The sequence below is a fragment of the Pseudonocardia sp. T1-2H genome, from assembly GCF_038039215.1.
In the GTDB taxonomy this organism is placed as follows: domain Bacteria; phylum Actinomycetota; class Actinomycetes; order Mycobacteriales; family Pseudonocardiaceae; genus Pseudonocardia.
In genome coordinates this window covers 3,177,818-3,204,150 of record NZ_JBBPCL010000001.1, presented here as the reverse complement: position 1 = coordinate 3,204,150, position 26,333 = coordinate 3,177,818, and the positions used below count along the sequence as shown (strand labels likewise).

General features: G+C 72.1%; 25 protein-coding genes and 1 pseudogene. 16 read left to right on the top strand and 10 right to left on the bottom strand.

The features are described from left to right. The first annotated feature begins 21 nt into the window (after positions 1-21). The 3 genes from WBK50_RS15895 to WBK50_RS15885 all read left to right on the top strand — a co-directional run bounded on the left by WBK50_RS15895 (position 22) and on the right by WBK50_RS15885 (position 2,709). Positions 22-1,011, top strand: coding sequence for a bile acid:sodium symporter family protein (locus tag WBK50_RS15895; protein ID WP_341336366.1), 990 nt, complete (start codon positions 22-24; stop codon positions 1,009-1,011). 82 nt (positions 1,012-1,093) lie between these two features. Then, a complete protein-coding gene (mshC, locus tag WBK50_RS15890) occupies positions 1,094-2,332 on the top strand; it encodes a cysteine--1-D-myo-inosityl 2-amino-2-deoxy-alpha-D-glucopyranoside ligase (RefSeq protein WP_341336365.1) in 1,239 nt (412 codons plus the stop codon). A 14-nt stretch (positions 2,333-2,346) separates the two neighbouring features. Then, complete coding sequence (locus tag WBK50_RS15885) at positions 2,347-2,709, top strand: DUF2237 family protein (RefSeq protein ID WP_341336364.1); 363 nt, start codon at positions 2,347-2,349, stop codon at positions 2,707-2,709. Here WBK50_RS15885 and WBK50_RS15880 read toward each other — a convergent pair. Both WBK50_RS15880 and WBK50_RS15875 read right to left on the bottom strand, forming a co-directional pair. Then, a complete protein-coding gene (locus WBK50_RS15880; protein WP_341336363.1) occupies positions 2,706-3,860 on the bottom strand; it encodes an MFS transporter in 1,155 nt (384 codons plus the stop codon). The two genes, WBK50_RS15885 and WBK50_RS15880, sit on opposite strands and share 4 nt — an antisense overlap. Continuing rightward, a complete protein-coding gene (locus WBK50_RS15875) occupies positions 3,857-4,759 on the bottom strand; it encodes a PAC2 family protein (protein ID WP_341336362.1) in 903 nt (300 codons plus the stop codon). Before WBK50_RS15875 ends, WBK50_RS15880 begins: the two co-directional genes overlap by 4 nt. 67 nt (positions 4,760-4,826) lie before the next feature. On the opposite strand from WBK50_RS15875, the gene metH reads away from it, so the two are divergent. The 4 genes from metH to hisG all read left to right on the top strand — a co-directional run bounded on the left by metH (position 4,827) and on the right by hisG (position 10,607). Then, positions 4,827-8,411 (top strand): methionine synthase, encoded by a 3,585-nt coding sequence (metH, locus tag WBK50_RS15870; RefSeq protein WP_445942264.1) that lies wholly within the window; start codon positions 4,827-4,829, stop codon positions 8,409-8,411. A gap of 58 nt (positions 8,412-8,469) precedes the next feature. Continuing rightward, entirely contained in the window at positions 8,470-9,186 is a 717-nt protein-coding gene (locus WBK50_RS15865; protein WP_341336361.1) for an HAD family hydrolase, read from the top strand. 201 nt (positions 9,187-9,387) lie between these two features. Continuing rightward, positions 9,388-9,651 (top strand): phosphoribosyl-ATP diphosphatase, encoded by a 264-nt coding sequence (locus WBK50_RS15860; protein WP_341336360.1) that lies wholly within the window; start codon positions 9,388-9,390, stop codon positions 9,649-9,651. Between the two features lie 65 nt (positions 9,652-9,716). Then, positions 9,717-10,607, top strand: a complete 891-nt coding sequence (gene hisG / locus WBK50_RS15855; RefSeq protein WP_341336359.1) for an ATP phosphoribosyltransferase — start codon at positions 9,717-9,719, stop codon at positions 10,605-10,607. Positions 10,608-10,616: 9 nt separating this feature from the next. On the opposite strand, the gene WBK50_RS15850 is transcribed toward hisG, so the two are convergent. Next, positions 10,617-11,429 (bottom strand): thioesterase family protein, encoded by an 813-nt coding sequence (locus WBK50_RS15850; RefSeq protein ID WP_445942365.1) that lies wholly within the window; start codon positions 11,427-11,429, stop codon positions 10,617-10,619. Positions 11,430-11,445: 16 nt separating this feature from the next. Continuing rightward, positions 11,446-12,360: a RecB family exonuclease gene (locus WBK50_RS15845; protein ID WP_445942263.1), complete on the bottom strand. Its 915-nt coding sequence runs from the start codon at positions 12,358-12,360 to the stop codon at positions 11,446-11,448. A 207-nt stretch (positions 12,361-12,567) separates the two neighbouring features. On the opposite strand from WBK50_RS15845, the gene WBK50_RS15840 reads away from it, so the two are divergent. Continuing rightward, positions 12,568-13,440 (top strand): tRNA (adenine-N1)-methyltransferase, encoded by an 873-nt coding sequence (locus WBK50_RS15840; RefSeq protein ID WP_297498652.1) that lies wholly within the window; start codon positions 12,568-12,570, stop codon positions 13,438-13,440. Between the two features lie 161 nt (positions 13,441-13,601). After that, positions 13,602-15,414, top strand: a pseudogene (gene arc, locus WBK50_RS15835) (proteasome ATPase). 139 nt (positions 15,415-15,553) lie between these two features. On the opposite strand, the gene WBK50_RS15830 reads toward arc, so the two are convergent. Continuing rightward, positions 15,554-16,324: a sulfite exporter TauE/SafE family protein gene (locus WBK50_RS15830; RefSeq protein ID WP_341336358.1), complete on the bottom strand. Its 771-nt coding sequence runs from the start codon at positions 16,322-16,324 to the stop codon at positions 15,554-15,556. 143 nt (positions 16,325-16,467) lie between these two features. Between WBK50_RS15830 and WBK50_RS15825 the strand changes: the two genes are divergently transcribed. After that, the gene (locus WBK50_RS15825) at positions 16,468-16,917 is read left to right on the top strand and encodes a VOC family protein (RefSeq protein ID WP_341336357.1); all 450 of its coding nucleotides are present in this window, start codon (positions 16,468-16,470) and stop codon (positions 16,915-16,917) included. Here WBK50_RS15825 and WBK50_RS15820 read toward each other — a convergent pair. Further along, positions 16,857-17,633, bottom strand: coding sequence for a DUF6597 domain-containing transcriptional factor (locus tag WBK50_RS15820; RefSeq protein ID WP_341336356.1), 777 nt, complete (start codon positions 17,631-17,633; stop codon positions 16,857-16,859). The two genes, WBK50_RS15825 and WBK50_RS15820, sit on opposite strands and share 61 nt — an antisense overlap. A gap of 140 nt (positions 17,634-17,773) precedes the next feature. Beyond that, positions 17,774-18,328 carry a YceI family protein gene (locus WBK50_RS15815; protein WP_341336355.1) on the bottom strand — a complete coding sequence of 185 codons (555 nt, stop codon included), beginning with the start codon at positions 18,326-18,328 and terminating at the stop codon, positions 17,774-17,776. A 91-nt stretch (positions 18,329-18,419) separates the two neighbouring features. On the opposite strand from WBK50_RS15815, the gene WBK50_RS15810 reads away from it, so the two are divergent. Both WBK50_RS15810 and lpdA read left to right on the top strand, forming a co-directional pair. Further along, complete coding sequence (locus WBK50_RS15810; RefSeq protein ID WP_341336354.1) at positions 18,420-18,959, top strand: MarR family winged helix-turn-helix transcriptional regulator; 540 nt, start codon at positions 18,420-18,422, stop codon at positions 18,957-18,959. A 110-nt stretch (positions 18,960-19,069) separates the two neighbouring features. Next, a complete protein-coding gene (gene lpdA / locus WBK50_RS15805) occupies positions 19,070-20,473 on the top strand; it encodes a dihydrolipoyl dehydrogenase (RefSeq protein WP_341336353.1) in 1,404 nt (467 codons plus the stop codon). 80 nt (positions 20,474-20,553) lie between these two features. Here the strand turns inward: lpdA and WBK50_RS15800 are convergent, their stop codons facing one another. Continuing rightward, entirely contained in the window at positions 20,554-21,099 is a 546-nt protein-coding gene (locus tag WBK50_RS15800; RefSeq protein ID WP_341336352.1) for an NUDIX hydrolase, read from the bottom strand. 127 nt (positions 21,100-21,226) lie between these two features. Between WBK50_RS15800 and dop the strand changes: the two genes are divergently transcribed. The 4 genes from dop to prcA all read left to right on the top strand — a co-directional run bounded on the left by dop (position 21,227) and on the right by prcA (position 24,994). Next, entirely contained in the window at positions 21,227-22,726 is a 1,500-nt protein-coding gene (gene dop / locus WBK50_RS15795; RefSeq protein WP_341339400.1) for a depupylase/deamidase Dop, read from the top strand. A gap of 198 nt (positions 22,727-22,924) precedes the next feature. After that, complete coding sequence (locus WBK50_RS15790) at positions 22,925-23,122, top strand: ubiquitin-like protein Pup (RefSeq protein ID WP_297499617.1); 198 nt, start codon at positions 22,925-22,927, stop codon at positions 23,120-23,122. Positions 23,123-23,253: 131 nt separating this feature from the next. Next, positions 23,254-24,144 carry a proteasome subunit beta gene (gene prcB, locus WBK50_RS15785; RefSeq protein WP_341336351.1) on the top strand — a complete coding sequence of 297 codons (891 nt, stop codon included), beginning with the start codon at positions 23,254-23,256 and terminating at the stop codon, positions 24,142-24,144. A 52-nt stretch (positions 24,145-24,196) separates the two neighbouring features. Continuing rightward, the gene (gene prcA / locus WBK50_RS15780; RefSeq protein WP_341336350.1) at positions 24,197-24,994 is read left to right on the top strand and encodes a proteasome subunit alpha; all 798 of its coding nucleotides are present in this window, start codon (positions 24,197-24,199) and stop codon (positions 24,992-24,994) included. Between the two features lie 57 nt (positions 24,995-25,051). On the opposite strand, the gene WBK50_RS15775 is transcribed toward prcA, so the two are convergent. Then, positions 25,052-25,420 (bottom strand): VOC family protein, encoded by a 369-nt coding sequence (locus tag WBK50_RS15775; protein ID WP_341336349.1) that lies wholly within the window; start codon positions 25,418-25,420, stop codon positions 25,052-25,054. Positions 25,421-25,469: 49 nt separating this feature from the next. Continuing rightward, a complete protein-coding gene (fdhD, locus tag WBK50_RS15770; protein ID WP_341336348.1) occupies positions 25,470-26,297 on the bottom strand; it encodes a formate dehydrogenase accessory sulfurtransferase FdhD in 828 nt (275 codons plus the stop codon). Positions 26,298-26,333: the final 36 nt, after the last annotated feature.

Sequence of the window (26,333 nt, the reverse complement as noted above, 5' to 3'; positions counted from 1 at the left end):
CGGTGGGTCGAGACTGGTGGGGTGCTCGTCCGCCTGAAGAACATCCGCGTCGACCCGTTCCTGCTGATGATCCTGGTGACGGTGGGCGTCGCCGCGCTGATCCCGGCCCGCGGCAGCTGGGCGACCGGCGTCGGCTGGGCCAGCAGCGTCGCGATCGGCCTGCTGTTCTTCCTCTACGGCGTGCGGCTCGCCCCCCGCGAGGCCGTCGACGGCCTCAAGCACTGGCGGTTGCACGGGACGGTCGTGCTCGCGACCTTCGTGCTGTTCCCCCTGGTCGGGCTCGCGGCGCAGTTCCTGCCGGCGTCCGTCCTGCCCCGCGAGCTCGCCGTCGGCGTGCTGTTCCTGTGCTGCCTCCCGTCGACCGTGCAGTCGTCGATCGCGTTCACCTCGGTGGCCCGCGGCAACGTCCCGGCCGCGATCTGCGCCGCCTCGCTCTCCAACCTCGGCGGCATCGTGATCACCCCGGTGCTCACCGCCGTCCTGCTGTCCTCGCACGGCGGGTTCTCCGGCCGGGCGGTGCTCGACGTCGCGCTGCAGCTCCTCGCGCCGTTCGTCCTCGGGCAGCTGGTCCGGCCCTGGATCGCCGGCTGGGTGGCCCGGCACGCGAAGGTCCTCAAGATCGTCGACCGGGGATCGATCCTGCTGGTCGTCTTCGTGGCCTTCAGCGAGGGCATGGTCACCGGGATCTGGAGCAGCCTGTCCCTCGGCGCGCTGGGCGCCCTGCTGGCGGTCGACGTGGCGGTGCTCGGCGTGGTCCTGGCCGTCACGGCCGTCGTCCCGCGCTGGCTCGGCTTCTCCCGCGAGGACCGGATCACGATCCTGTTCTGCGGGTCGAAGAAGAGCCTGGCCAGCGGGCTGCCGATGGCCGGGGTGCTGTTCGCCGGGACGGGCGTCGGGCTCCTGGTGCTGCCGCTGATGCTCTTCCACCAGATCCAGCTGATGGTGTGCGCCTGGCTCGCGGGCCGCTTCGCCCGGACCGCGCCGGCCGAACCGGTGCCCGCCGCCGCGTGAACGACGCTCCGGGACGCCGGCCGCCGCGGTGACGTGCGCCCGAACGGCCGGAGCACCCCTCCCGAGCATTTAGGGTGGGCGTATGCAGACTTGGGCCCCCGTCGACCTCCCCGCGCTGGACGGCAGCGGACCGCCGCTCCGCCTGTACGACACCTCCACCGGCCGGGTCCGCCCCACCGCGCCGGGGGCGACGGCGACGATGTACGTCTGCGGCATCACCCCCTACGACGCCACGCACCTCGGCCACGCCGCCACCTACCTGGCGTTCGACCTGATCAACCGTCTGTGGCGTGACCTCGGGCACGACGTCGCCTACGTCCAGAACGTCACCGACATCGACGACCCGCTGCTCGAGCGGGCGGCCCGGGACCAGGACGACTGGGTGGTCCTCGGCATGCGGGAGACCGCGCTGTTCCGCGAGGACATGGAGGCGCTGCGCGTCCTGCCGCCGCAGCACTACATCGGCGCCGTGGAGGCGATGGACGAGATCTCCGAGCTCGTCGGCAAGCTCCTCGCGTCCGGCGCCGCCTACCGCGTCGACGACCCGGAGTTCCCGGACGTCTACTTCGACTCGTCGGTGACCGGGCATTTCGGCTACGAGTCGAACTACGACGAGGCCACCATGCTGAAGCTCTCCGCCGAGCGCGGCGGGGACCCGGAGCGCCCCGGCAAGCGCAGCCCGCTGGACCCGCTGCTCTGGCGGGTGGCCCGCGAGGGCGAGCCGAGCTGGGCGTCGGACCTCGGCGACGGCCGCCCGGGCTGGCACGTCGAGTGCGCCGCGATCGCGCTCAACCGGCTGGGCAACCAGATCGACCTCAACGGCGGCGGCTCGGACCTGATCTTCCCGCACCACGAGTGCGGCGCCGCGCACGCCGAGGCCTTCACCGGCGAGCACCCCTTCGCCCGGCACTACACACACACCGGGATGATCGGCCTCGACGGCGAGAAGATGTCCAAGTCCCGGGGCAACCTGGTGTTCGTCTCCAAGCTGCGCGCCGCCGGGGTGGACCCGAACGCCGTCCGCGCCGCCCTGCTGTCCGGGCACTACCGCACGGACCGCGCCTGGACCGACGACCTGCTCACGACCGCCGAGCAGCGGCTGGCGCGCTGGCGCGAGGCCGTCTCGCTGGACTCCGGCCCGGACGCGGCGGAGCTGGTCGCGAACCTGCGCACGCACCTGGCGGACGACCTGGACACCCCGCGCGCGCTCGCCGCCGTGGACGCGTGGGCGGACGAGGCCCTCACCCGCCGCGGCACGGACGCCGGCGCCCCGGCGCTCGCCCGGACCGCGATCGACGCCCTCCTGGGCATCGCACTCTAGACGGGAGGGCCCTGATGGCCCGCAACGTGCTCGGTGGCGAGCTCGCGACGTGCGGCACGGACCCGATGACGGGGTTCTACCGCACGGGCTGCTGCGACACCGGCGGCGAGGACCAGGGCGTGCACACCGTGTGCGCGCAGGTCACCGCGGAGTTCCTGGACTTCAGCCGCGAGCGGGGCAACGACCTCTCGACGCCGAAGCCGGAGTACGGGTTCGCCGGGCTCACCCCGGGGGACCGCTGGTGCCTGTGCGCGGACCGCTGGGCCGAGGCGCTGCGCGCGGGGGTCGCGCCGCCGGTGGTGCTGGAGGCGACGCACGCCCGGACGCTGGAGTGGGTGGACCTGGACGACCTCAGGGCGCACGCGGCCCAGGGCTAGGGCCTGTCCGGGTCCGCAGCTCCCGGACGGGCTCGGGGCAGCGCGACGGGCACGACGACGGCCAGCAGTGCCGCCGGCACCAGGAACCCGGCCAGCGGATCCGCGTGGTAGATCGGCGGGACCGCGGCCGGCGTCGCGGAGCTCCCCACGAACCGCAGGGCCTGCACGACGGAGACCGCGCCCCCGGCGTTGCCCCCGCCCGAGCCCAGGACCAGCGTGTTCACCCCGACCAGGATGAGCTGGCTGGGCACCCCGGCCAGCGTCCAGCAGGCCACGACCAGCCACACCGCGGGCGCGAGCCCGACGCCGACGAGCAGCACCGCCCCCGTCAGCGCGCCGATCACCACGCACCGCCGCGGGCCGAGCCGGTCCACGCCGCCGCCGATCAGCCGGGCGGTGAGGATGCCGGCGATGCCGAGCCCGGTCAGCGCGAGCCCGCGCGGCCCGGCGTCGAGGGCGAACGCGTCCTGCAGGCGCAGCGCGACGAGGAACCCGAGCCCGCCGAGACAGCCGAAGCCGATCGCGGCGACTACCCCGGCGCGCACGACGTCGGGCCGCCAGGCGCTGCGCAGGGTGGGCCGCGGGCGCGCCTCGCCCGTGTTCCCCTCCGTGGGCACCCCGATCACCGCCAGCACCAGGGCCACGACGCCGAGCACCACGAAGGCCAGCCGCCAGTCCACCTCGGCGGCGAGGCCGCCGACCAGCGGTGCGGACGTCTGCCCGGCGGACTGCAGGGACCCGAACCAGCCCAGCGCACGACCGAGCCGGCTGGGCTCGACGGCCCCGGCCAGCGCGGCGAGCAACAGGGGAGTGGTGAACGCGTTGGCGACGCCCTGGCCGGCGCGGGCCACCAGGAAGGTCTCCCAGGTGGGCGCGAGCAGGCAGCCCACCGTGGCCGCGGCGTACACGAGATAGCCGACGACGACGGTGCGGCTGCGCCCCCAGCGCTCACCGAGCGTCCCCGACGCCAGCATGACCAGCGCGAAGGGCAGCATGTAGGCGGTCAGCGACGCCGAGGCCGCACCCGGGGAGACCCCGAATGTCCCGCCCAGCTCCGGCAGCATGGCGACGGCGATCCCGCCGCCGAAGGGACCCAGGTAGGCGCCCGCGTACAGACCCGCCCGGCGCACCGCGCCAGGGGAACCGCTCATGCGTCCCCGGGTCCGCCGGTCCCGCGCCGGCGCAGGTAGCGCTCGAAGTCCGCGGCGATCTCGTCCCCGCTCGCCTCCGGCAGCTCCGTGGCCTGTTCCTCTTCCTCGGCCTGCTCCTCGAGCTGGCGCACGTACTCGCGCACCTCGTCGTCCGCCTCGGCCATCTCGCTGACCGTGCGCTCCCACTCCTCGGCCTGCTCGGGCAGGGCCCCGAGGGGGACCTCGACGTCCAGGGCCTCCTCGACCCGGTGCAGCAGCGCCACCGCCGCCTTCGGCACCCGGGCCTGGGACACGTAGTGCGGCACCTCGGCCCAGTACGACATGGCGGGCACCCCGGCCTCGACGCAGGCGTTCTGGAAGACGCCGACGATGCCCGTCGGTCCTTGATAGGTCGACGGCTCGACGCCCATCGCGCGGGCGGAGGTCTTGTCGTACGACGTGCCCCGCACCGGCGTCGGCCTGGTGTGCGGGACGTCGGTCAGCATGGCACCCAGGGTGATGACCTTCGTCACGCCCAGCTGCTCGACGTAGCCCAGCAGCTCCTGGCAGAAGGACTTCCAGCGCAGGTTCGGCTCGATCCCGTTCACCAGCACGACGTGCTTGCCGCTGCCCGGCAGCTTGGCCATGGACAGCCGCGTCGTCTGCCACTCGATCCTGCGCGTGACCCCGTCCGCCATCCGGACCAGCGGGCGCGTGACCTGGAAGTCGTAGTAGTTCTCGGGATCGATCGAGGCCAGCGGCTCGGCGTCCCAGCTCAGCTCGAGATGCTCCAGGGCGGTGCTCGCCGCCTCGCCGGCGTCGTTCCAGCCCTCGAAGGCCGCGATGAGCACCGGGTCCACGAGGTCAGGAAGCTCGGAGGGCGTGCCCGCCACCCCCGGTCTCGGCTCTCGATCGTTCATCTGTCCACCCTACGGCCACGGGCGGCGCGGCGACGTACGCAGTCCCCGGGCGGCTACCCTGCATCCCGTGTCAGCCGTGAACGCAGCCGCGTCAGATCACGCCTTCGACACCACGCTCCTCGAGACGCTCGAGCAGCGCGTGGTGGTCGCCGACGGTGCGATGGGCACCATGCTCCAGGGGGTCGACCTCACCCTCGACGACTTCGCGGGGCTCGAGGGGTGCAACGAGATCCTCAACGACACCCGCCCGGACGTGGTGCGGGACATCCACCGCGCCTACTTCGAGGCCGGCGCGGACGCCGTCGAGACCAACACCTTCGGGGCGAACCTGCCCAACCTCGCGGACTACGACATCCCCGAGCGGATCCGTGAGCTCGCCGAGAAGGGCGCCACGCTGGCCCGCGGGGTCGCGGACGACATGGCCACCGCGGAGCGGCCGCGCTACGTGCTGGGCTCGATCGGCCCCGGTACCAAGCTGCCGACGCTCGGCCACGAGACCTTCGTCAAGCTCCGGGACGCCTACGTCGAGACCGGGCGCGGCCTGCTGAGCGGCGGCGCGGACGCGTTCATCATCGAGACCTGCCAGGACCTGCTGCAGGTCAAGGCCGCCGTGCTGGGCGTACAGCAGGCGATGAGGCTCGAGGGCCGGCGCATCCCGATCATCACCCAGGTCGCGATGGAGACCACCGGCACGATGTTGCTGGGCTCCGAGATCGGCGCCGCGCTCGTCGCGCTGGAGCCCCTGGGCATCGACCTGATCGGCCTGAATTGCTCCACCGGCCCCGCCGAGATGAGCGAGCACCTGCGCACGCTGTCGAAGCAGTCGCGCATCCCGCTGTCGGTGATGCCCAACGCCGGCCTGCCGATCCTGGGCCCGAACGGCGCGGAGTACCCGCTCGACGCCGACGGGCTGGCCGAGGCGCTGGCGACGTTCGTCCGGGACTACGGCCTGCGACTGGTCGGCGGCTGCTGCGGCACCACGCCCGCGCACGTCACCGCCGTGGCCGAGGCGATCCCGCAGGTCACCCCCGCGGTGCGGAACCCGCGCCCGGAGCCCGGCCTGTCCTCGCTCTACGCCCCGGTCCCGTTCCGCCAGGACACCTCGGTGCTGATGATCGGCGAGCGTACCAACGCGAACGGCTCCAAGGCGTTCCGTGAGGCGATGCTCGCCGAGCGCTGGGAGGACTGCGTCGGGATCGCCCGGGAGCAGACCCGCGAGGGCGCGCACATGATCGACCTGTGCATCGACTACGTCGGCCGGGACGGGGCCCGGGACATGACCGAGCTGGCCTCGCGGCTGGCCACGGCGTCGACGCTGCCGGTGATGCTGGACTCCACCGAGCCCGAGGTGCTGCGGGCCGGGCTGGAGCGGCTCGGCGGCCGCTCGATCGTCAACTCGGTGAACTACGAGGACGGCGACGGCGAGGGCTCCCGGTTCCAGCGCACGATGGCGCTGGTCCGCGAGCACGGGGCCGCGGTCGTCGCCCTCTGCATCGACGAGGAGGGCCAGGCCCGCACCCGGGAGTGGAAGGTGCGCGTCGCGGACCGCCTCATCCGGGACCTGACGACGAACCACGGCATGCACGTCGAGGACATCGTCGTGGACACCCTGACCTTCCCGATCACCACCGGGCAGGAGGAGGTCCGCCGCGACGCCCTGGAGACGATCGAGGCGATCCGCGAGCTCAAGCGCCGCTACCCGGACGTCCAGACCACGCTCGGCGTCTCCAACGTCTCGTTCGGCCTCAACGCCGCCGCCCGCCAGGTGCTGAACTCGGTGTTCCTGCACGAGTGCGTGAACGCCGGTCTCGACACCGCGATCGTGTCCGCGGCGAAGATCCTGCCGATGTCCAAGATCCCGGACGAGCAGCGCTCGGTGGCGCTCGACCTGGTCTACGACCGCAGGCGTGACGGCTACGACCCGCTCAACCGGTTCATGGAGCTGTTCGAGGGCATGACCGCGTCGTCGGCCCGCGCCGGGCGGGCCGAGGAGCTCGCCGGGCTGCCGCTGTTCGAGCGGCTCGAACGGCGGATCGTCGACGGCGAGCGCAACGGCCTCGAGGCGGACCTGGACGAGGCCATGGAGTCCCGCCCGCCGCTGGAGATCATCAACGACACGTTGCTCGCCGGGATGAAGACCGTGGGCGAGCTGTTCGGGTCCGGGCAGATGCAGCTGCCTTTCGTGCTGGCCTCGGCCGAGGTCATGAAGGCGGCGGTCGCGCACCTCGAACCGCACATGGAGAAGGCCGACGACGACCACGGCAAGGGCACGATCGTGCTGGCCACGGTCAAGGGCGACGTCCACGACATCGGCAAGAACCTCGTGGACATCATCCTGAGCAACAACGGCTACACGGTCGTCAACCTGGGCATCAAGCAGCCGATCGCGACCATCCTGAGCGCCGCGGAGGAGCACCGGGCGGACGCCGTCGGCATGTCCGGGCTGCTGGTGAAGTCCACGGTGATCATGAAGGAGAACCTCCAGGAGATGAACTCCCGGGGGATCGCGAACAGGTTCCCGGTGTTGCTCGGCGGTGCGGCGCTGACCCGCTCCTACGTGGAGAACGACCTCGCTGAGGTCTACGAGGGCCGCGTCTCCTACGCCCGCGACGCCTTCGAGGGCCTCCGGGTCATGGACGCCACGATGGCCCGCGCCCGCGGCCTCGCCCCGGAGACCGACCCGGAGGAGGAGGCCAAGGCGGCCGAGCGGAAGGCCCGGCACGAGAAGTCCAAGCGGATCGCGGCGAAGCGGAAGGCCGCGGAGGCCGAGGCCGCCGGGCCGCTGCCGGAGCGCTCGGACGTCGCGCTGGACAACCCGGTGCCGACGCCCCCGTTCTGGGGGACGCGGGTGGTCAAGGGCATCTCGCTGAGCGAGTACTCCGGCATGGTCGACGAGCGGGCGCTGTTCCTGGGCCAGTGGGGCCTGCGCGGCAGCAAGGGCGGCGGGCCGTCGTACGAGGAGCTCGTCGAGACCGAGGGCCGGCCGCGGCTGCGCTACTGGCTCGAGCGGCTGACGGCGGAGGGCGTGCTCGCGCACGCGTCGCTCGTCTACGGGTACTTCCCGGCCGTCGCGGAGAAGGACTCGCTGCTGGTGCTGACCGAACCCCGTCCGGACGCACCCGAGCGCTTCCGGTTCACGTTCCCCCGACAGCGCCGGGACCGGAACCTGTGTCTGGCGGACTTCTGGCGCCCGCGCGACGTCGCCACGGCCAACGGCGAGATCGACGTCGTCCCGTTCCACCTGGTGACGATGGGACAGCCGATCGCGGACTACGCCAACGAGCTGTTCGCGAAGGACGCCTACCGGGACTACCTGGAGGTCCACGGCCTGGGCGTGCAGCTCACCGAGGCGCTCGCGGAGTACTGGCACCGGCGGATCCGCGAGGAGCTGACCTTCGGCTCCGGCGGGAACCTGGCCCAGGACGACCCGGAGAACATCGAGGACTTCTTCAAGCTCGGCTACCGGGGCGCCCGCTACTCCCTCGGCTACGGCGCCTGCCCGAACCTCGAGGACCGCACCAAGATCATCGAGCTGCTGGAGCCGGGCCGGATCGGCGTCGAGCTCTCCGAGGAGCTGCAGCTGCATCCGGAGCAGAGCACGGACGCCCTGGTCGCCCACCACCCGGAGGCTAAGTACTTCAATGCCGGCTGAGGCCCGACCCGACCCCGGCCCCGGCCCCGCGCACGAACGGCACCCTCGTTCCGCAGGTGTGCACGAGAGTTCCGTTCGTGCGGTCCCCGGACTGCCCGCCGCCGTGCTCTTCGACATGGACGGCACCCTGATCGACTCCGAGAAGGCGTGGGACGAGTCGCTGGTCGGGCTCCTGCGCTGGCTCGTCGGCTCGGACACGGCGGACCTGGCGCCCGAGGCCCGGGCCGCGACCCTCGGCGGCAGCCTCGCGACGAGCCTCGCGATCGTGTTCCGGGAGGCGGGCGTCGAGCCCGAACCGGAGCTGCTGGAACAGGGCCGCCGCCGGCTCGTCGACCGGACCGGGGAGCTGCTGACGCAGGGCGTCGCGTGGCGTCCGGGTGCGCAGAGCGCTCTGCGCACCGTGCGCGCGGCCGGGATCCCGGCCGCGCTCGTCACCAACACCGGCCGGTACCTGACCGAGATGGCGCTGCAGCAGATCGGCCGGGGCAACTTCGCCGTCACCGTCTGCGGGGACGAGGTGCCGCGCGGCAAGCCCGCGCCGGACCCGTACCTGCGGGCCGCCGAGCTGCTCGGCGTGCCGGCGGGGGAGTGCGTCGCGGTGGAGGACTCGCCGACGGGCGTCGCCGCGGCGGAGGCGGCGGGCGCGACCGTGCTCGTCGTGCCCTGCGAGGTCGCCGTCCCGGCCGGCCCGCGCCGGGTGCTGCGGGAGAGCCTCGTCGGCCTGACGCCGGATGATCTCGCCGCGGTGATGCACCGGGTGCGCGCCGGGGTCTGACCCGCGCCGAGATCCGCAGGTCGTGCGGGTACCGTCGAACGTGCGGGGGGCGCGCCGAGCGGGCCCTCCGGACGGGTGATCGCCTCCGGGGCCGGGCCGTCCGGCGCATCCGACGGTCCACCAGCCTCACGGCGGCGGTCTCGGTTCGCGGTCACCACGGACGCACCCGGACACTGGATGCGCGAAAGGAGAGACACCGACGTGAAGACATTCGACGAGCTCTTCGCCGAGCTCAGCGAGAAGGCGGCCAGCCGCCCCGAGGGCTCCGGGACGGTGGCGGCGCTCGACGCCGGTGTGCACGCCCAGGGCAAGAAGATCCTCGAGGAGGCCGGCGAGGTGTGGATCGCCGCCGAGCACGAGGCGGACGACGCGCTGGCCGAGGAGATCTCCCAACTGCTCTACCGGGTCCAGGTCGTGATGATCGGCCGCGGACTCGGCCTGGAAGACGTCTACAAGTTCTTGTGAGTACCCCCGCCGCGGGCTCTGAGACCGCGGCGCCGAACCACCACCGCACCTTCCCGAGGAGAGCAATGCTCCGCGTCGCCCTGCCGAACAAGGGGACTCTCGCCGAGCCCGCCGCCACCATGATGCGGGAGGCGGGCTACCGGCAGCGGGTGGACTCGCGCGACCTGTCGATGGTCGACGAGGAGAACGGCATCGAGTTCTTCTACCTGCGGCCCAAGGACATCGCCACCTACGTCGGCTCCGGCGACCTGAACCTGGGCATCACCGGGCACGACCTCATGGAGGAGTCCGGCAGCCAGGTCCAGAAGGTGCTCAAGCTGGGCTTCGGCGCGTCGAAGTTCCGGTTCGCGGTGCCCGAGTCGATGGACTGGAAGCTCGAGGACCTCGACGGCAAGACCATCGCGACGTCCTACCCGCGGCTGGTGCGCTCGCACCTGAGCGGTAAGCGGATCGGCGCGAAGATCATCAAGCTGGACGGCGCGGTGGAGATCTCCGTGCAGCTCGGCCTCGCGGACGCGATCGCGGACGTCGTCTCCTCCGGCCGCACCCTGCGCCAGCACGGGCTCAAGGTCATCGGGGACGCGATCGCCGAGTCCGAGGCCATGCTCATCGAGCGCGAGCCCCGGCACGACCGGATCGAGCCGGACGACATCACCGCGCAGAAGAAGATCTTCACCGAGCGGATCCGCGGTGTCGTCTACGCCCGGCAGTACCTGATGCTGGACTACGACTGCCGCAAGTCGGACCTGGACGTCCTCAGCGCCGTCGCCCCGGGCCTGCAGGGGCCGACCGTCTCGCCGCTCGCCCGGGAGGGCTGGGTCGCGGTGCGGTCGATGGTACTCAAGAAGGACTCGAACAATGTCATGGACAAGCTGGCCGCCAGCGGCGCCCGCGCGATCCTGACCTCGGAGATCCGATCCTGCCGGGCCGTGGACGGGGACCGCGAGGAGGACTGAACCCGGTCCTCAGCGGGGTCGGACGGTCAGCTCCTGGGTGATCCGTCCGACCTGCCCGTCGAGGTCGAAGAGGGTGGCCGAGACCGTGCCGGTGCCGGTCGGCCCGATCACCGTGGCGGCGTCGATCCCGGCCCACTCGCCCCGCGGCGGACGGTGCAGGTGGACCGTCAGCTCGGTGTTCACGAACAGCCATTCCCGCAGGTCCAGCGGGGCCGCAACGCCGTTGGCGGAGTCCGCGGCCGCCACCAGCCGCTGCAGGGGCGTCGGCTCCTCGCCCTCGACGACGGGGACCCGCAGCCGGGCCCATGCCGTACCCGGACCCGTGTCGCCCATCGAGCCCTTGCGCAGCCAGCGCCATTCGAGGGCGTCGAGGTAGCCCGGTAGCCAACCCTCCGGGCGTCCCGTCGAGAGGACTGCGCCCTCCGGCCCCGGCAGCGGAGCCGCCTCGCCCACGGCCGCCTCGGTGGTGTCCGTGATCGCGAGCCGCCACGCCCGGGCCCGCAGCACCGTGCGGCCGCCCGCCTCCATCTCCGCGGCGAGCATCTCGATCGTCCGCCCGGGCCGCTCCACCGAGGCCCGGACCGTGACCTCGCCGGCCGGGACGGGTCCGAGGACCTCGATGGTCATCCGGGCGAGCTGCAACGGCGGCGCGTCCGGCCGGCTCGGGGCGCAGCGCTCGAAGGCGCGCATCATCAGCGCGGAGGGCGGCCCCATGTGCTGGGCGTCGGAGAACCAGGGCCCGGTGGTGGAGAAGGTGGCGTGGAAGCGCTCGCCCTTCTCCGGGTCGCTCGTGTCCAGCGGGAGGTAGAAGGGCTCGTGCAGATCGCTCACCGCCCGATCATCCCTCAGCGGTCCGTGCGTCCTCCGCGGAGTCCGTCCCGGGCCAGCCGGGATAGGGCGGCGGGGTGCCGTCCCAGGCGGGGCAGAGCGCCTTGTGGTCGCACCAGGCGCAGGCCGGGCCGGGACTCGGCCGGAAGTCCCCGGTGCGCCCGGCCTCCAGCACCGCCGCCCAGATCGCGTCCAGGGTGCGCTCGAAGCGGCGGAGCTCGTCCTCCTCGGGCCGGTAGGTGAGGCACTGGCCGTCCGCCAGGTAGAGCAGGAGCAGCTGCGCGGGCACCTCGCCGCGCAGGTGGAGCAGGGCGAGCGCGTAGAACTTCATCTGGAACAGCGCCCGGGCCTCCGCGACCGGCCGCGGCGCCGCGCCGGTCTTGTAGTCCACGACCCGGATCTGCCCGGTGCGGGCGACGTCGAGCCGGTCCACGATGCCGCGCAGCAGCAGCCCGGACCCCAGCTCGGTCTCCACCCTCAGCTCGCGGGCCTCGGGTTCGAGCCGGCGCGGGTCCTCCAGCGCGAAGTAGGTGTCGATCAACGGGCCGGTGGAGGCGAGCCACTCCGCGAGCTCGGGATCGCCCGGATCGGTGAACAGGGCCGTGAGCAGCTCGGGCGCCTGCGCGACGAGCTCCGCCCAGACCGGCCCCACCAGCGCCGCGGCGGCCTCGGGGACGCGCTCCGCCGCGGGGAGCTCGAACAGGCGCTCCAGGACGGCGTGCACGAGGGTCCCGCGGAGCTGCGGGCGGCTGGGGGTCTCGGGGATCCGGTCGATCGCGCGGAACCGGTAGAGCAGCGGGCACTGCTTGAAGTCCGCCGCGCGGGAGGGGGAGAGGGCGGGCCGGCGCCGGAGAGGCTCGCCGCCCGCGGGTGCGGCGGGCCCGGGCGCCTCGGGCCCGCGCACGTCCACCCCGGTTTCGGTCACGGTCAGGAGGGTAGGCGAGCCCACCGACAGTTCCGGCGGACCACCGCCGTGGCCCCGGGAGGGACCGGAGGACGGGAGCCCGCGGCGTCCCGGATAGCGTTGCGCCTCGTGCCCGAGCCCGAGAGCCCCACCGAACGCGACGTCGCCGCCGACGCCCTGCCCGCCGTCCCGGACGGGGAGAGCCCGGCCGAGGAGGCCGCAGACCCCGTGCGGAACGGGCAGCCCGCCGGCGGGTCGCGGCCCGCCGGGCACCGCGGCGGACCGTTCCGGGAAGGGGACCGGGTCCAGCTCACCGATCCCAAGGGCCGCAAGTACACCCTCACCCTCGAGGCCGGCGGGCAGTACCACACGCACCGCGGCGGCCTGCCCCACGACGACCTGATCGGGAAGCCGGAGGGCAGCGTCGTGCTGTCCGCCGCGAACACCCCGTACCTGGCGCTGCGCCCGCTGCTCGCGGACTACGTGCTCGCCATGCCCCGTGGCGCGGCCGTCATCTACCCGAAGGACGCCGCCCAGATCCTGATGTGGGGGGACGTCTTCCCCGGGGCCCGGGTACTGGAGGCCGGGGCGGGATCGGGGGCGCTGACCTGTTCGCTCGTGCAGGCCGTCGGCCCGTCCGGTTCGGTCGTGTCGTACGAGATCCGCGAGGACCACGCCGAACACGCCGAACGCAACGTGAGGAAATTCTTCGGTGAGGTGCCACCCAACTGGAGCTTGCGGGTGGGCGACCTGAATACTCACGACGGGGCCGCGGAGCAGTTCGACCGCGTCGTGCTCGACATGTTGGCGCCCTGGGACGTGCTGCAGACCGTCCACGAGTCGCTCGTCCCCGGCGGGGTCCTGGTCGGCTACGTGGCCACGACCACGCAGCTCTCCAAGCTCACCGAGGCGCTGCGCGAGATGCAGTGCTGGACCGAGCCGCAGGCATGGGAATCGCTGGTCAGGCCGTGGCACGTCGTCGGGCTGGCGGTCCGCCCGGAGCATCGCATGATCGGTCACACCGCGTTCCTGGTGACCACCCGGCGGCTCGCCGACGGCGTCACCCCGCCGCGTCCGCAGCGCAGGCCGACCGGTCGCTGAGGACATCGGACGCGGTGGTGTGGAACGGCCGGTGACGGGAACCAGACAGGCACGTGCCGTCAAGGTGCCGTCCGCGTGAGTGAGGGATCACCGAATCGCCTCACCACCGAGGGCGCCGATGCCAGGTACCGTAAGGAATCGGAACACGGAGGGAGGATGCCGTGAACCCCTACGACGACGGTCCCGGCAGTCGTGAGCCAGGTGAAGTCGGGGACCTGACCCCCGCCGAAGCGGCTGCGCAGATCCGCTTCCTCGAAGAGGAAGTCGCACTGCTCCGGCGCAAGCTGACCGAGTCCCCCGGCACGCGCGCCTTCTCGAACAGCGCCTCGCCGAGTCCGCGAGCAGACTCTCGCAGCTCAGCGCGCGCAACGAGAAGCTGACGGAGACTCTCAAGGAGGCACGGAGCCAACTCGTCGCGTTGCGCGAGGAGGTGGATCGCCTCGCCCAGCCGCCGAGCGGGTACGGCGTCTACCTCACCGCGTACGACGACGGCACGGTCGACGTGTTCACGTCCGGCCGGAAGATGCGGGTGGCGGTCTCGCCCGCGGTCGAGACGCCCGAGCTGCGCAGCGGCCAGACCGTCCGCCTGAACGAGGCGCTCACGGTCGTCGAGGCGTGCGACTGGGAGAGGACCGGCGAGGTCTGTGCCCTGCGCGAGGTCCTCTCCGAGCCCACCGCCGACACGGCCGGCCGCGCACTCGTCGTCGGGCACGCGGACGAGGAGCGCGTGGTCTGGCTGGCCGCGCCGCTGTTCGCCGACACCGAGTTCGCCGAGGCGGTGCCGCTCAAGCCGGGCGACTCGCTGATGGTGGACACGAAGGCCGGTTACGCCTACGAGCGGGTGCCGAAGGCCGAGGTCGAGGACCTCGTGCTGGAGGAGGTCCCGGACGTCGCCTACGAGGACATCGGCGGCCTGTTCCGGCAGATCGAGCAGATCCGGGACGCGGTCGAGCTGCCCTTCCTGCACGCCGAGCTGTTCCAGGAGTACGAGCTGCGCCCGCCCAAGGGCGTCCTGCTCTACGGCCCGCCCGGTTGCGGGAAGACGCTCATCGCCAAGGCGGTCGCGAACTCGCTGGCCAAGAAGATCGCGGCCCAGCGGGGGGACGACCCGAGCGAGGGCCGGGCGTTCTTCCTCAACATCAAGGGCCCGGAGCTGCTCAACAAGTTCGTCGGCGAGACCGAGCGGCACATCCGCCTGATCTTCCAGCGGGCCCGGGAGAAGGCGTCGGCCGGCACGCCGGTCATCGTCTTCTTCGACGAGATGGACTCGATCTTCCGGACCCGTGGCTCGGGTGTCTCCTCCGACGTCGAGACGACGATCGTGCCGCAGCTCCTGGCGGAGATCGACGGCGTCGAGGGCCTGGAGAACGTCATCGTCATCGGCGCCTCCAACCGCGAGGACATGATCGACCCTGCGATCCTGCGGCCCGGCCGGCTGGATGTGAAGATCAAGATCGAGCGGCCGGACGCCGAGGCGGCGCAGGACATCTTCTCGAAGTACCTCACCGAGACGCTGCCCGTGCACGAGGACGACATGGCGGAGTTCGGCGGCAACCGCAAGGCCTGCATGGACGCGATGATCCAGCGGGTCGTCGAGCGGATGTACGACGAGTCCGAGGAGAACAGGTTCCTCGAGGTCACCTACGCCAACGGTGACAAGGAGACCCTGTACTTCAAGGACTTCAACTCCGGCGCGATGATCCAGAACATCGTCGACCGGGGAAGAAGTCCGCGATCAAGTCGGTCCTGGAGACGGGGCAGGGCGGCCTGCGGGTCCAGCACCTGCTCACCGCCATCATCGACGAGTTCGCCGAGAACGAGGACCTGCCCAACACGACCAACCCGGACGACTGGGCACGGATCTCGGGCAAGAAGGGGGAGCGGATCGTCTACATCCGCACCCTGGTCACCGGCAAGAACGACGCCACCGGCCGCGCGATCGACACCGCGTCGAACACCGGCCAGTACCTGTAGCACCCGCACCACCCCGGAAGGCCCCGCCGACACCGTCGGCGGGGCCTCCCGTCCTTCCGGAGCCCTTGCGAGAGTGGCCGGGACGGCCCTCCGGTGCCCCGAGACGTCGCGGTCGCCGATCTTCGCCGTGTCGTCGCACCTACGCCGGGCGCAGCAGGTTCACGATCGCGAGGAGGCCGACCACGACGATGACCGCCCGCAGCACCGGTTGCGGGAGTCTGCGCCCGATCCTGGAGCCGATCAGGCCGCCGACGGTCGACCCCACCGCGATCAGCACCACCACCCGCCAGTCCACCTGGCCCGGCGCCACCACCAGGAACGTCACGGCGGCGACGGTGTTCACCGCCGTGACGAGTCCGTTCTTGAGCGCGTTGAGCCGCTGCAGCGACTCGGTCATCAGTGTGCCCAGCGCGCCGACGAGCAGGATGCCCTGCGCGCCACCGAAGTAGCCGCCGTAGACGCCGATCAGCGCGGTCGCGACCATCGCGCCGGGACCGATGTCGGCGCGGGCCTCGCGTCCGTCCCGCCGCCGGGCCAGCCTTCGCTGGATCCACGGCTGCAGCGCGACCAGAACGACCGCCACCCCGATCAGCACCGGCACCACCGACCGGAACGCCGACGCGGGCAGTACAAGCAGCAGCACCGCGCCGACGACGCCACCGAGCACCGACATCGACCCGAGCACCAGCAGCCGTCGCCGCTGGTCGGCGAGCTCCCGGCGGTAGCCCCACACGCTGGCGACCCCGCCGGGCACCAGCCCGATGTTGTTCGAGACGTTCGCCGTCACCGGCGGGATCCCGAACGCCAGCAGCGTCGGGAACGTGATGAGCGACCCGGAACCGACCGCGGCGTTGATCGTGCCCGCCGCGGTACCGGCCACCAGGATCAGCGCAGCTTCGAGCAGATCCATCCCTGCACCCTCCCCCGCGGAGGGGGTGATCGGGCTATGGGATGCGCCACGCGAGCAACCGTTCCGACGGGCCCGGGCATCGTCGTCCGCACGCGAGCGTCCGTTCGGACGCGTTTCGGCCTGTCAGTGGCATCGTCGCCGGCGTGTCCGATTCGTTCACGACGGACCCGTGGACCCTGGCTACGGTCGCCGCCATGGGAATCCGCGCATCGTTCACCGTGATCGAGATCGTCACCGCCGACCTGGCGGAGGCCCTCGCCTTCTACCGGGCCCTGGGCCTCGACATCCCCGAGGGCGCCGACGGCGAGCCGCACGTCGAGGTGCCCCTGCCCGGCGGCGGGAAGCTCGCCTTCGACACCGAGGCGACCCTCCGCAGCTTCATGCCGGACTGGACCCCGCCCACCGGGACCGGGCGGCTGGCCCTGGTGTTCGGCTTCGACTCGCCCGCCGAGGTCGACGCCGCGTACGCCGCGATCGTCGGGGCGGGGCACCACAGCGAACTGGAGCCCTTCGACACGCCCTGGGGCCAGCGCTACGCGACGGTGCTGGATCCGGACGCAACCGGCGTCGACCTGTTCGCGCCGCTGGCCTGAGGGCCGGCGAGCGGGACCGGAGCGAGGCGCGAGGGGCTGAGCCCCGCGAAGGACCGGACCTCGCGGCTGAGGTGCGGCTGGTCCGCGTACCCGGCCCGGGCCGCCACCTCCGCCGGTGGGAGGCCCGCGCGGAGCAGGGCCACGGCCCGTCGGAACCTCAGGACCCGGCGGAGCACAGCCGGCCCGTACCCGAAGACGGCCCCGCTGTGCCGGTTCAGCGACCGGGTGGTGACCCCGAGGGCGTCCGCCGCCTCCGACACCGGCACCCCCGCGGCGAGCCGCCGGGTGACCTGGTGGACCGCGGCAGGGGTCCACGGCGCGGTCTCCGCGGCCCGGTCCCCGGCGGCCAGTCCGGCGGCGAGCCACCGGAGGGTCGGAAGAGGATCGGCGCCGCCGCCCAGCCGCGCGGCCGCCTCGCGCCCCGGGCCGGGACGAAGATCCGCCAGCGGGACCCGGTCGCCGCGCAGCTCCGCGGCCGGCACGCCCAGCAGCCCGGGCAGCGTGCCGGGCCGGAAACGCAGGCCGCTCGCGGATCCCGCGTCGCTGGTGAACGCCTGGACGTCCGGCCCCGCGACCAGCAGTTCCGCCCCCGTCCACACGAGGTCCATGCAGCCGTCGGGCAGGACCTGCCGCGGGTGTCCGGCGGGGGCCGACGTCGTCCAGCCGCACTCCACCAGCTCGCCCAGCGACGGCGGGGGAGGGCACTCGCGGTACACGCCGGCGACGGTAGCGGCCGACCCCGACGGTTCCGGCGAACACGACGGAGCCCGGACACGACGGAGCCCCGTCCACGCGAGGTGGGCGGGGCTCCGGGGTCCGGTCCGCGGGGGAGGTCGGCTCCGCGGACCGTGCAGGATCAGGCCGCGCGCAGGACGCCCTGGATCTCGAGGGTGATCGCGATCTTCTCGGAGACGACCATGCCGCCGCCGTCGAGCGGCATGGCGATGTCGACGCCGAAGTCGTTGCGGTTGATCGTGGTGGTGGCGGTGAAGCCGCAGCGGGTGCCGCCCCACGCGTCCGGCCCGAAGCCGCCGAGCTCCAGGTTCAGGGAGACGGGCTTGGTCACACCCTTGATCGTGAGGTCGCCGTGGAGCTTGTAGTCGGCGCCGTCGGCCTCGATGCCGGTGGAGACGAAGGTCCACTCCGGGTGGGTCTCGACCTCGAAGAAGTCCGCGGACTTGATGTGGCCGTCGCGCTGCTCGCTGTTGGTGTCGATCGAGGTGGCGTCGATCTTCGCGGTGACCGAGGAGCTCTCGAAGGTCTCACCGGTGACGATCTCGCCGGAGAAGTTCGCGAAGCGGCCCCTCACCTTGCTGACCATCATGTGTCGGACGGAGAAGGAGATGTCCGAGTGGGACAGGTCGATGTCCCACGTGCCCACGACGTAGCCGGGGATCTGGGTGGTGGTCATGCGGGTGCCTCCAGAAGATAGTTGAACTCTCAGGTGTTCGTTGACCAAGTTAGCTATAGTGGGTTGAGCGCTCAACCATAATGGAGGTGACATGGAGCACACCCGCTGGCTCGACGACGCCGAGCAGCGCACCTGGCGTGGCTTCCTCACCGCGAATCGTCTGCTGTTCGAGCGCGTCGAGCGCCAGCTGCAGAACGAGGCACGGATGCCGCACGCGTACTTCGAGATCCTCGTCCGGCTGTCCGAGGCTCCCGACCGCACCCTACGCATGAGCCGGCTGGCCGAGACGTCCCTGTCCTCCCGCAGCCGCCTCTCGCACGCCGTCGCCCGCCTGGAGCAGGCCGGATGGGTGCGCCGCATCGCGTGCCCGACCGATCGGCGCGGCTCCTTCGCGGAGCTGACGGACGCCGGGATGGCGGCCCTGGAGGAGGCGGCGCCGGGCCACGTCGAGACCGTTCGGTCGTTGCTCTTCGACGCCCTGACCCCGGAGCAGCAGGCCTCGCTGCGGGAGATCAGCGAGGCCGTCGTGGCCCACCTGACGGGCTCGCCGGTGTGGCCCGCGGACGGCGACGAGGAGTGCGCGGAGGACACCCCCGCGGACGAGGCGGACTGCCCGGAACGATCCGGGTGACGCCGCGCCGGGTGAGGCTCGACACGCCCGGGGCGTACTCCCGGTCGTCTGCGGGCGCCGGGTCCTCACCAGGCGCAACACGTGCCGGCGCGGCGTCCTAGGCTGAGCCCATGCCTCATTTCGACGTCGTCGTTCTCGGAGCCGGTCCCGGTGGTTACGTGGCAGCGATCCGCGCTGCTCAGCTCGGCAAGAGCGTGGCCGTCGTCGAGGAGAAGTACTGGGGCGGGGTGTGCCTGAACGTGGGCTGCATCCCGTCGAAGGCGCTCCTGCGCAACGCCGAGCTCGCCCACCTGGTCACCAGGGAGGCGAAGACCTTCGGCATCTCGGGGGACGTCTCCTTCGACTTCGGGGCCGCGTTCGACCGCAGCCGAACGGTCGCGGACGGCCGGGTCAAGGGCGTCCACTTCCTGATGAAGAAGAACAAGATCACGGAGTTCGACGGGCGCGGTTCCTTCACCGACCCGAACACCCTCGAGGTCGCGCTCACCAAGGGCGGCTCGGAGACCGTGACGTTCGACAACGCGATCATCGCGACCGGCGCCACGACCAAGCTGCTGCCCGGCACGTCGCTCTCGGAGCGGGTCGTGACCTACGAGGAGCAGATCACCACGCGGGACCTGCCCGGCAGCATCATCATCGCGGGCGCCGGGGCGATCGGCGTCGAGTTCGCGTACGTGCTGTCGAACTACGGCGTGAAGGTCACGATCGTCGAGTTCCTGGACCGGCTGCTGCCGCTCGAGGACGCCGACGTGTCCAAGGAGCTCGGCAAGCGCTACAAGAAGCTGGGTGTCGAGGTCCTCACCTCCACCCGCGTCGAGAAGATCGACGACTCGGGCGAGCAGGTCACCGTCACGGTCACCGACGCCAAGGGCACCCGGGACCTCAAGGCGGACAAGGTCATGCAGGCCATCGGCTTCCAGCCGCGGGTCGAGGGCTACGGCCTGGACAAGACCGGGGTGGAGCTCACCGAGCGCGGCGCCATCGCGATCGACGACCGCATGCGCACGTCGGTCCCGCACATCTTCGCGATCGGCGACGTCACCGCGAAGCTGATGCTGGCGCACGTCGGCGAGGCCCAGGGCGTCGTGGCCGCGGAGACGATCGCGGACGCGGAGACCCAGGAGCTCGACTACGTGATGATGCCGCGGGCCACCTTCTGCCAGCCGCAGGTCGCGAGCTTCGGCTACACCGAGGCCCAGGCCAGGGAGCTCGCCGACGAGAAGGGCTGGAAGGTCAAGGTCGCCCAGTTCCCGTTCACCGCGAACGGCAAGGCGCAGGGCCTGGGCGAGCCCGGCGGGTTCGTCAAGCTGGTCGCGGACGAGACCTACGGCGAGCTGCTCGGCGGGCACCTCATCGGCCCGGAGGTCACCGAGCTGCTGCCGGAGCTGACCCTGGCGCAGAAGTGGGACCTCACGGCCACGGAGCTGGCCCGCAACGTGCACGCCCACCCGACGCTGAGCGAGGCGTTGCAGGAGGCGATCCACGGCCTCGCCGGGCACATGATCAACTTCTGAGGTCGGCCTCCGGCCCCTGACGCTGGAGTGGCTCAAGCAGCGCTGCGTGGTGCTTGAGCCACTCAAGCGGCGGTCCGGCGCTACGGCAGCTCCGCGAGGCGGCGCTCGGCCAGGATCCGGCTGTCCGGGGCGAAGGGGCGGCTCCGGTCCGCCAGGAGGGCGCGGAGCTCGTCGAGGGCCATCCAGCGTCCCTCCGCCACCTCGCTCTCCTGCAGCGTCACCGGGCCGTCCCAGAACGCCTCGTAGGCGAACAGGTGCGCCCGCAGCCCGGCCGGTCCGGAGCCCAGCCCGGTGCCCGGGCCGGACTCCCAGGCCGTGGAGAACAGCGGCGTCAACGCGACGCCCGTGACCCCGAGCTCCTCGGCGAGCTCGCGGCGCGCGGTCTGCGCGGGGGTCTCGCCCGGATCGACGACCCCGCCCGCCACGCAGTCCCACATCCCGGCCATGACGAGCTTGTCGTCCGAACGCCGGTGCACGAAGATCCGCTCGCCGTCGCCGCTGCGCAGCAGGACCCCCGCGCTCCCGTGCCACAGCGAGCGCGCGTAGACCACCCGCCGGGACTCCGCACCGATCTGCGCACCTGACGCGTCGTACAGGGCGATCCGCTCGTCTCCGGGCTCGTGCACCCCGCAATCCTCGCAACGTCGGCGTCGTCGGCGCGTGCCGGGCCGGGGCCGCGAGTTAGGCTCTGGCCATGTACTTCGATGGTGGGCACTCCCGCGCCGGCGAGACGTCGTGACCGCTCGCAGGATCATGGGCACCGAGGTCGAGTACGGCATCTCCGTGCCCGGCGACTCGACCGCCAACCCGGTCATCACGTCCACGCAGATCGTGCTGGCCTACGCGGCTGCGCAGGACATCCCCCGTTCCCGGCGGGCGCGCTGGGACTACGAGGTCGAGTCCCCGCTGCGCGACGCGCGCGGGTTCGACCTGTCCGCCCCCACCCTGGCCAGCCAGAGCGAGTCGGAACTGGACGACCTCGGCGCCGCCAACGTGATCCTCACCAACGGCGCCCGGCTCTACGTCGACCACGCGCACCCCGAGTTCTCCACCCCCGAGGTCCTCACGCCGCGCGACGTCGTGATCTGGGACAAGGCGGGGGAGCGGGTGATGGAGGAGGCCGCGATGCGCGCCGCCACCGTCCCCGGCGCGCCGCGCATCCAGCTCTACAAGAACAACGTCGACGGCAAGGGGGCGAGCTACGGCTCGCACGAGAACTACCTGATGGCCCGGCAGACGACGTTCCCGTCGATCGTCGGCGGCCTCACCCCGTTCTTCGTGTCCCGCCAGGTCGTGACCGGTGCCGGCCGGGTCGGCATCGGCCCGCAGGGCGACGAGGAGGGCTACCAGCTCTCCCAGCGCGCGGACTACATCGAGGTCGAGGTCGGCCTGGAGACCACCCTCAAGCGCGGGATCATCAACACCCGCGACGAGCCGCACGCGGACGCGGACAAGTACCGCCGGCTACACGTCATCATCGGCGACGCCAACATGAGCGAGTACTCGACGCTGCTCAAGGTCGGCACCGCTGCGCTGGTCCTGGACATGATCGAGGCCGGGGTCCGGTTCGACGAGCTGCGCCTGGCCGAGCCGGTCCGCGCGGTCCACCAGATCAGCCACGACCCGTCGCTGAAGCAGACCGTCGAGCTGGCGGACGGGCGCAAGCTGACGGGCGTCGAGCTGCAGTGGGCCTACCACGAGAAGGCCCTCAAGCACGTCGAGAACACCCAGGGCGCGGACGTGGACCCGGACACCGCCGAGGTCCTGCAGCTGTGGGGCGAGGTCCTCGACGACCTGTCCACGGACCCGATGAGGACCGCGGACCGCCTGGACTGGACGGCCAAGCTGCGCCTGCTCAACGGGTACCGGGAGCGGGACAACCTGGCCTGGAACTCGGGCCGGCTCGCGCTCGTCGACCTGCAGTACACCGACGTCCGACTGGCGAAGGGCCTGTACAACCGGCTCGTCACCCGCGGCTCGATGAAGCGGCTGATCAGCGAGGACCAGGTCGAGAACGCCATCCAGAACCCGCCGGAGGACACCCGCGCGTACTTCCGCGGCCGGTGCCTGGAACGGTACCCGTCCGAGGTCGCCGCGGCGTCCTGGGACTCGGTGATCTTCGACCTGGGCCGGGAGTCCCTGGTCCGCATCCCGACCCTGGAGCCGCTGCGCGGGACCCGCCGGCACGTGGGCGAGCTGATCGACGCCTCGCGCACGGCCGAGGAGCTCGTCACGGCCCTCACGAAGGGCTGACCGGCCCGGCGAGCACCGGGCCGGCCGGGATCCCCCGCCCGCGAGGTGGGGAAGATCGCGACGCGCCCGCCACAACCGTCGCGTTCGCGGGCGTGTCGGTCATCTGCTAGGTAGTGTTTGGTCACCGGACCCCATACCGGCGCGGCGCCGAGGTCACGACGCCGCGGTGGTGGGGCCTAGGCGCGAGGAGGAAGCGTCATGTCGCAGGAGCAGACGAAACGTCAGGGCGGTGGCGGCGGCGACGACGAGGACGGCGCGGACGCGTCGGCCGCAGGCCAGGAACGTCGGGAGAAGCTGGGCGAGGACGTGGACACGATCCTCGACGAGATCGACGACGTTCTCGAGGAGAACGCCGAGGACTTCGTCCGAGCCTACGTGCAGAAGGGCGGCGAGTAGCCGCACCTGCTCCGGACGGGCCGGGTTCCGCTGGTGCACAGCGGGGCCCGGCCCGTCCCGGATGCACCGCTGCTCCTTTCCGGAGCCCCCTCATCCGAGAGCCATGCACGACGAAAGGCACCCACCCGACCATGGAGTTCCGCCAGCAGGGCACCCCCGGCCTGTTCTCCGGACAGCCGCCCGTCGGCCACGAGAGTGCGTTCCGGGCGCTCGGTGAGACGTCCTTCACGAACTACCTGGCGGCCACCCAGCCGCACCTGCTCCCCGGCCGGCTGCCCGAGCATGCGACGCGCGCGCAGGCGTCCGGACCCGAGGCGCTGGGCGTCCCGCACGGCACCACCATCGTCGCGCTGAAGTTCGCCGAGGGTGTCGTCATCGCCGGTGACCGCCGGGCCACCGCCGGGAACGTCATCGCGCAGCGGGACATCGAGAAGATCTTCATCACGGACTCGCACTCGGCCGTGGGCATCGCGGGCTCGGCGGGCATCGCGATCGAGATGGTGCGGCTCTACAGCGTCGAGCTGGAGCACTACGAGAAGATCGAGGGCGTCGTCATGTCCCTCGACGGCAAGGCCAACCGGCTCGCGGGGATGGTGCGCGGGAACCTCGGCGCGGCCATGCAGGGATTCGTCGTCGTCCCGTTGTTCGCCGGGTACGACCTGGACCAGCCGGACCCGGCCAAGGCCGGCCGGATCATCACCTACGACGCCACCGGAGGCCGGTACGAGGAGCACCTCGGCTACCACTCCGTCGGCTCGGGCTCGGTCTTCGCGAAGTCCTCGCTGAAGAAGCTGCACAGCACCTCGGCGGACCTCGCGACGACGGTGCGGACCGCCCTCGAGGCGCTCTACGACGCCGCGGACGACGACACCGCCACCGGCGGCCCGGACACGATCCGCAAGATCTACCCCGTCGTCGTCAGCATCACCGGTCCCGAGGGCGCCGTGCGGCGGCCCGAGGACGAGATCGCCGCCGTCGTCGACCAGGTCGTCGCCGGGCGGACGGAGAAGCCGGGCGGCTGAGCCGCCCCGCTGACGAGGCCGGCCGCATGATCATGATCAGGAGCGCTCCCCGATGACGATGCCGTTCTACTCCTCCGTCGACCAGCTGCTGCGCGACCGCTCGGAGCTCGCCCGCAAGGGCATCTCCCGCGGCCGCAGCGTCGTGGTCATGACCTACGCCGACGGCGTGCTGTTCGTCGCCGAGAACCACTCGACGGCCCTGCACAAGGTCTCCGAGATCTACGACCGGATCGGCTTCGCCGCGGTCGGGCGCTACAACGAGTTCGAGGGGCTGCGCACCGCCGGCATCCGGCTCGCGGACTCGCGCGGCTACTCCTACGACCGCGTCGACGTGACCGGGCGCTGGCTCGCGAACACCTACGCCCAGTTCATGGGGACGGCATTCATCGAGCAGCAGAAGCCGTTCGAGGCCGAGATCTGCGTGGCCGAGGTCGGCGACACGGCCGAGGGGGACCAGCTCTACCGGATCACCTACGACGGTTCGATCACCGACGAGCCCGAGTTCGTGGTCATGGGCGGGACGACCGAACCGATCAGCACGAAGCTCAAGGACACCTACGCGACGGGTCTGGAGCTCGCCGCGGCGATCGGCGTCGCCGTCGAGGGGTTGCAGGCCGCACCCGCCCCCGGCAGCGGCAACGGGAGCGCCGGTGACACACGCACCCTCGGGGTGAGCGCGCTGGAGGTCGCGATCCTGGACCGCAGCCGTCCGGGCCGGACGTTCCGCCGGCTCACCGGCCCGGTGCTCCGCGAGCTGCTGCCCGCGGCGAACCGCGCTTCGGACGAGCCGACCCCGGGCGGCGAGGTCGCGGGCGGGGACGAGGCGCCGGCGGGCGGCGTCGGAGGCTGAGCCCGCTGGGTAGCGTTCAAGGCTGGGTCGGGGGGGTTCACAGGTGGACGCAGGGGCTCACGGGTAGCGGCGCAGCTCCACGCCGTTCCCGTCCGGGTCCCGCAGATAGATGCCGCTGCCCCGGCCCCGGGCCCCGAACAGGTCCTTCGGGCCCGGCACGCCGTGCTCGGCGGCCAGCGCGGCGAGCCCCGCGTCGTCGAGGTCCACGACGAACGCCGTGTGCTCCAGGTTCGTCCCGGTCCGCTCGCCCCGCAGCACGTCGATGATGGTGGTGGGGGAGACGCGCAGCGACGCGAACGGCACCTCGCCGCGCCGCCACTGTTCCAACCGCTCGGGTCGCAGGCCGAGCACGGTGCGGTACCAGTCGATCAACCGCTCGGGTTCGGGCGAGACGAGCACGATGTGGTCCAGGGCCTCGATGCGCACGCCCCGAGACTAGGTCCCCTCGGAGCGCACAAGGGCGGCCACGAGCCGATCAGACCTCGATCCGCTGGGACCCCGTGTACACGTTCCCGGTCCCGTCCCGGAGGAAGCCGACCAGCGTCATCCCGGCCTCGGCAGCCAGCTCGGCCGCCAGCGACGAGGGCGCGGACACCGCCGCGAGCACCGGCACCCCGGCCATCACGGCCTTCTGCACCAGCTCGAACGACGCCCTGCCGGACACCATCAGCACGGTCCCCGCGGCAGGGATCCCGCCGGCGAGCAACGCGTGCCCGAGCACCTTGTCCACGGCATTGTGTCGCCCGACGTCCTCGCGGGCGACGATCAGCCCGCCGTCCGCGCGGAACAGCCCCGCCGCGTGCAGGCCGCCGGTGGAGTCGAAGACCCGCTGGGCCTCGCGCAGCCGGTCCGGGAGCGTCCCGACGGTCGACCAGGGGACGCGGACCGGGTCCCCGGCCGGGGAGAAACGGGACTTGAGCTTCACGGCGTCGAGCGAGGCCTTGCCGCACACGCCGCAGGACGACGTCGTGTAGAAGTTGCGCTCCAGGGAGGTGTCCGGCGGTTCGACGCCGGGGGCGAGCGCCACGTCGAGGACGTTGTAGGTGTTGCGGCCCTCGGCGTCGACGGAGTCGCAGTAGCGGGCCGCGGCGAGATCCTCCGCGGAGCCGATGACGCCCTCGGTGAGCAGGAAGCCGTGGGCGAGCTCGACGTCGTGGCCCGGCGTCCGCATCGTGACGCTCAGCGGCTTCCCGTCGACCCGCAGCTCCAGGGGCTCCTCGACGGCCAGGCTGTCCGGCCGCCGTCGCTGCGTCCCGTCCGCGCCCAGGCGGAGCACCGGTCGTCTCGCCGTCAGCCGTCCCATGCCGTCAACCCTACGAGGTGAGCGCCCGTCCTACGG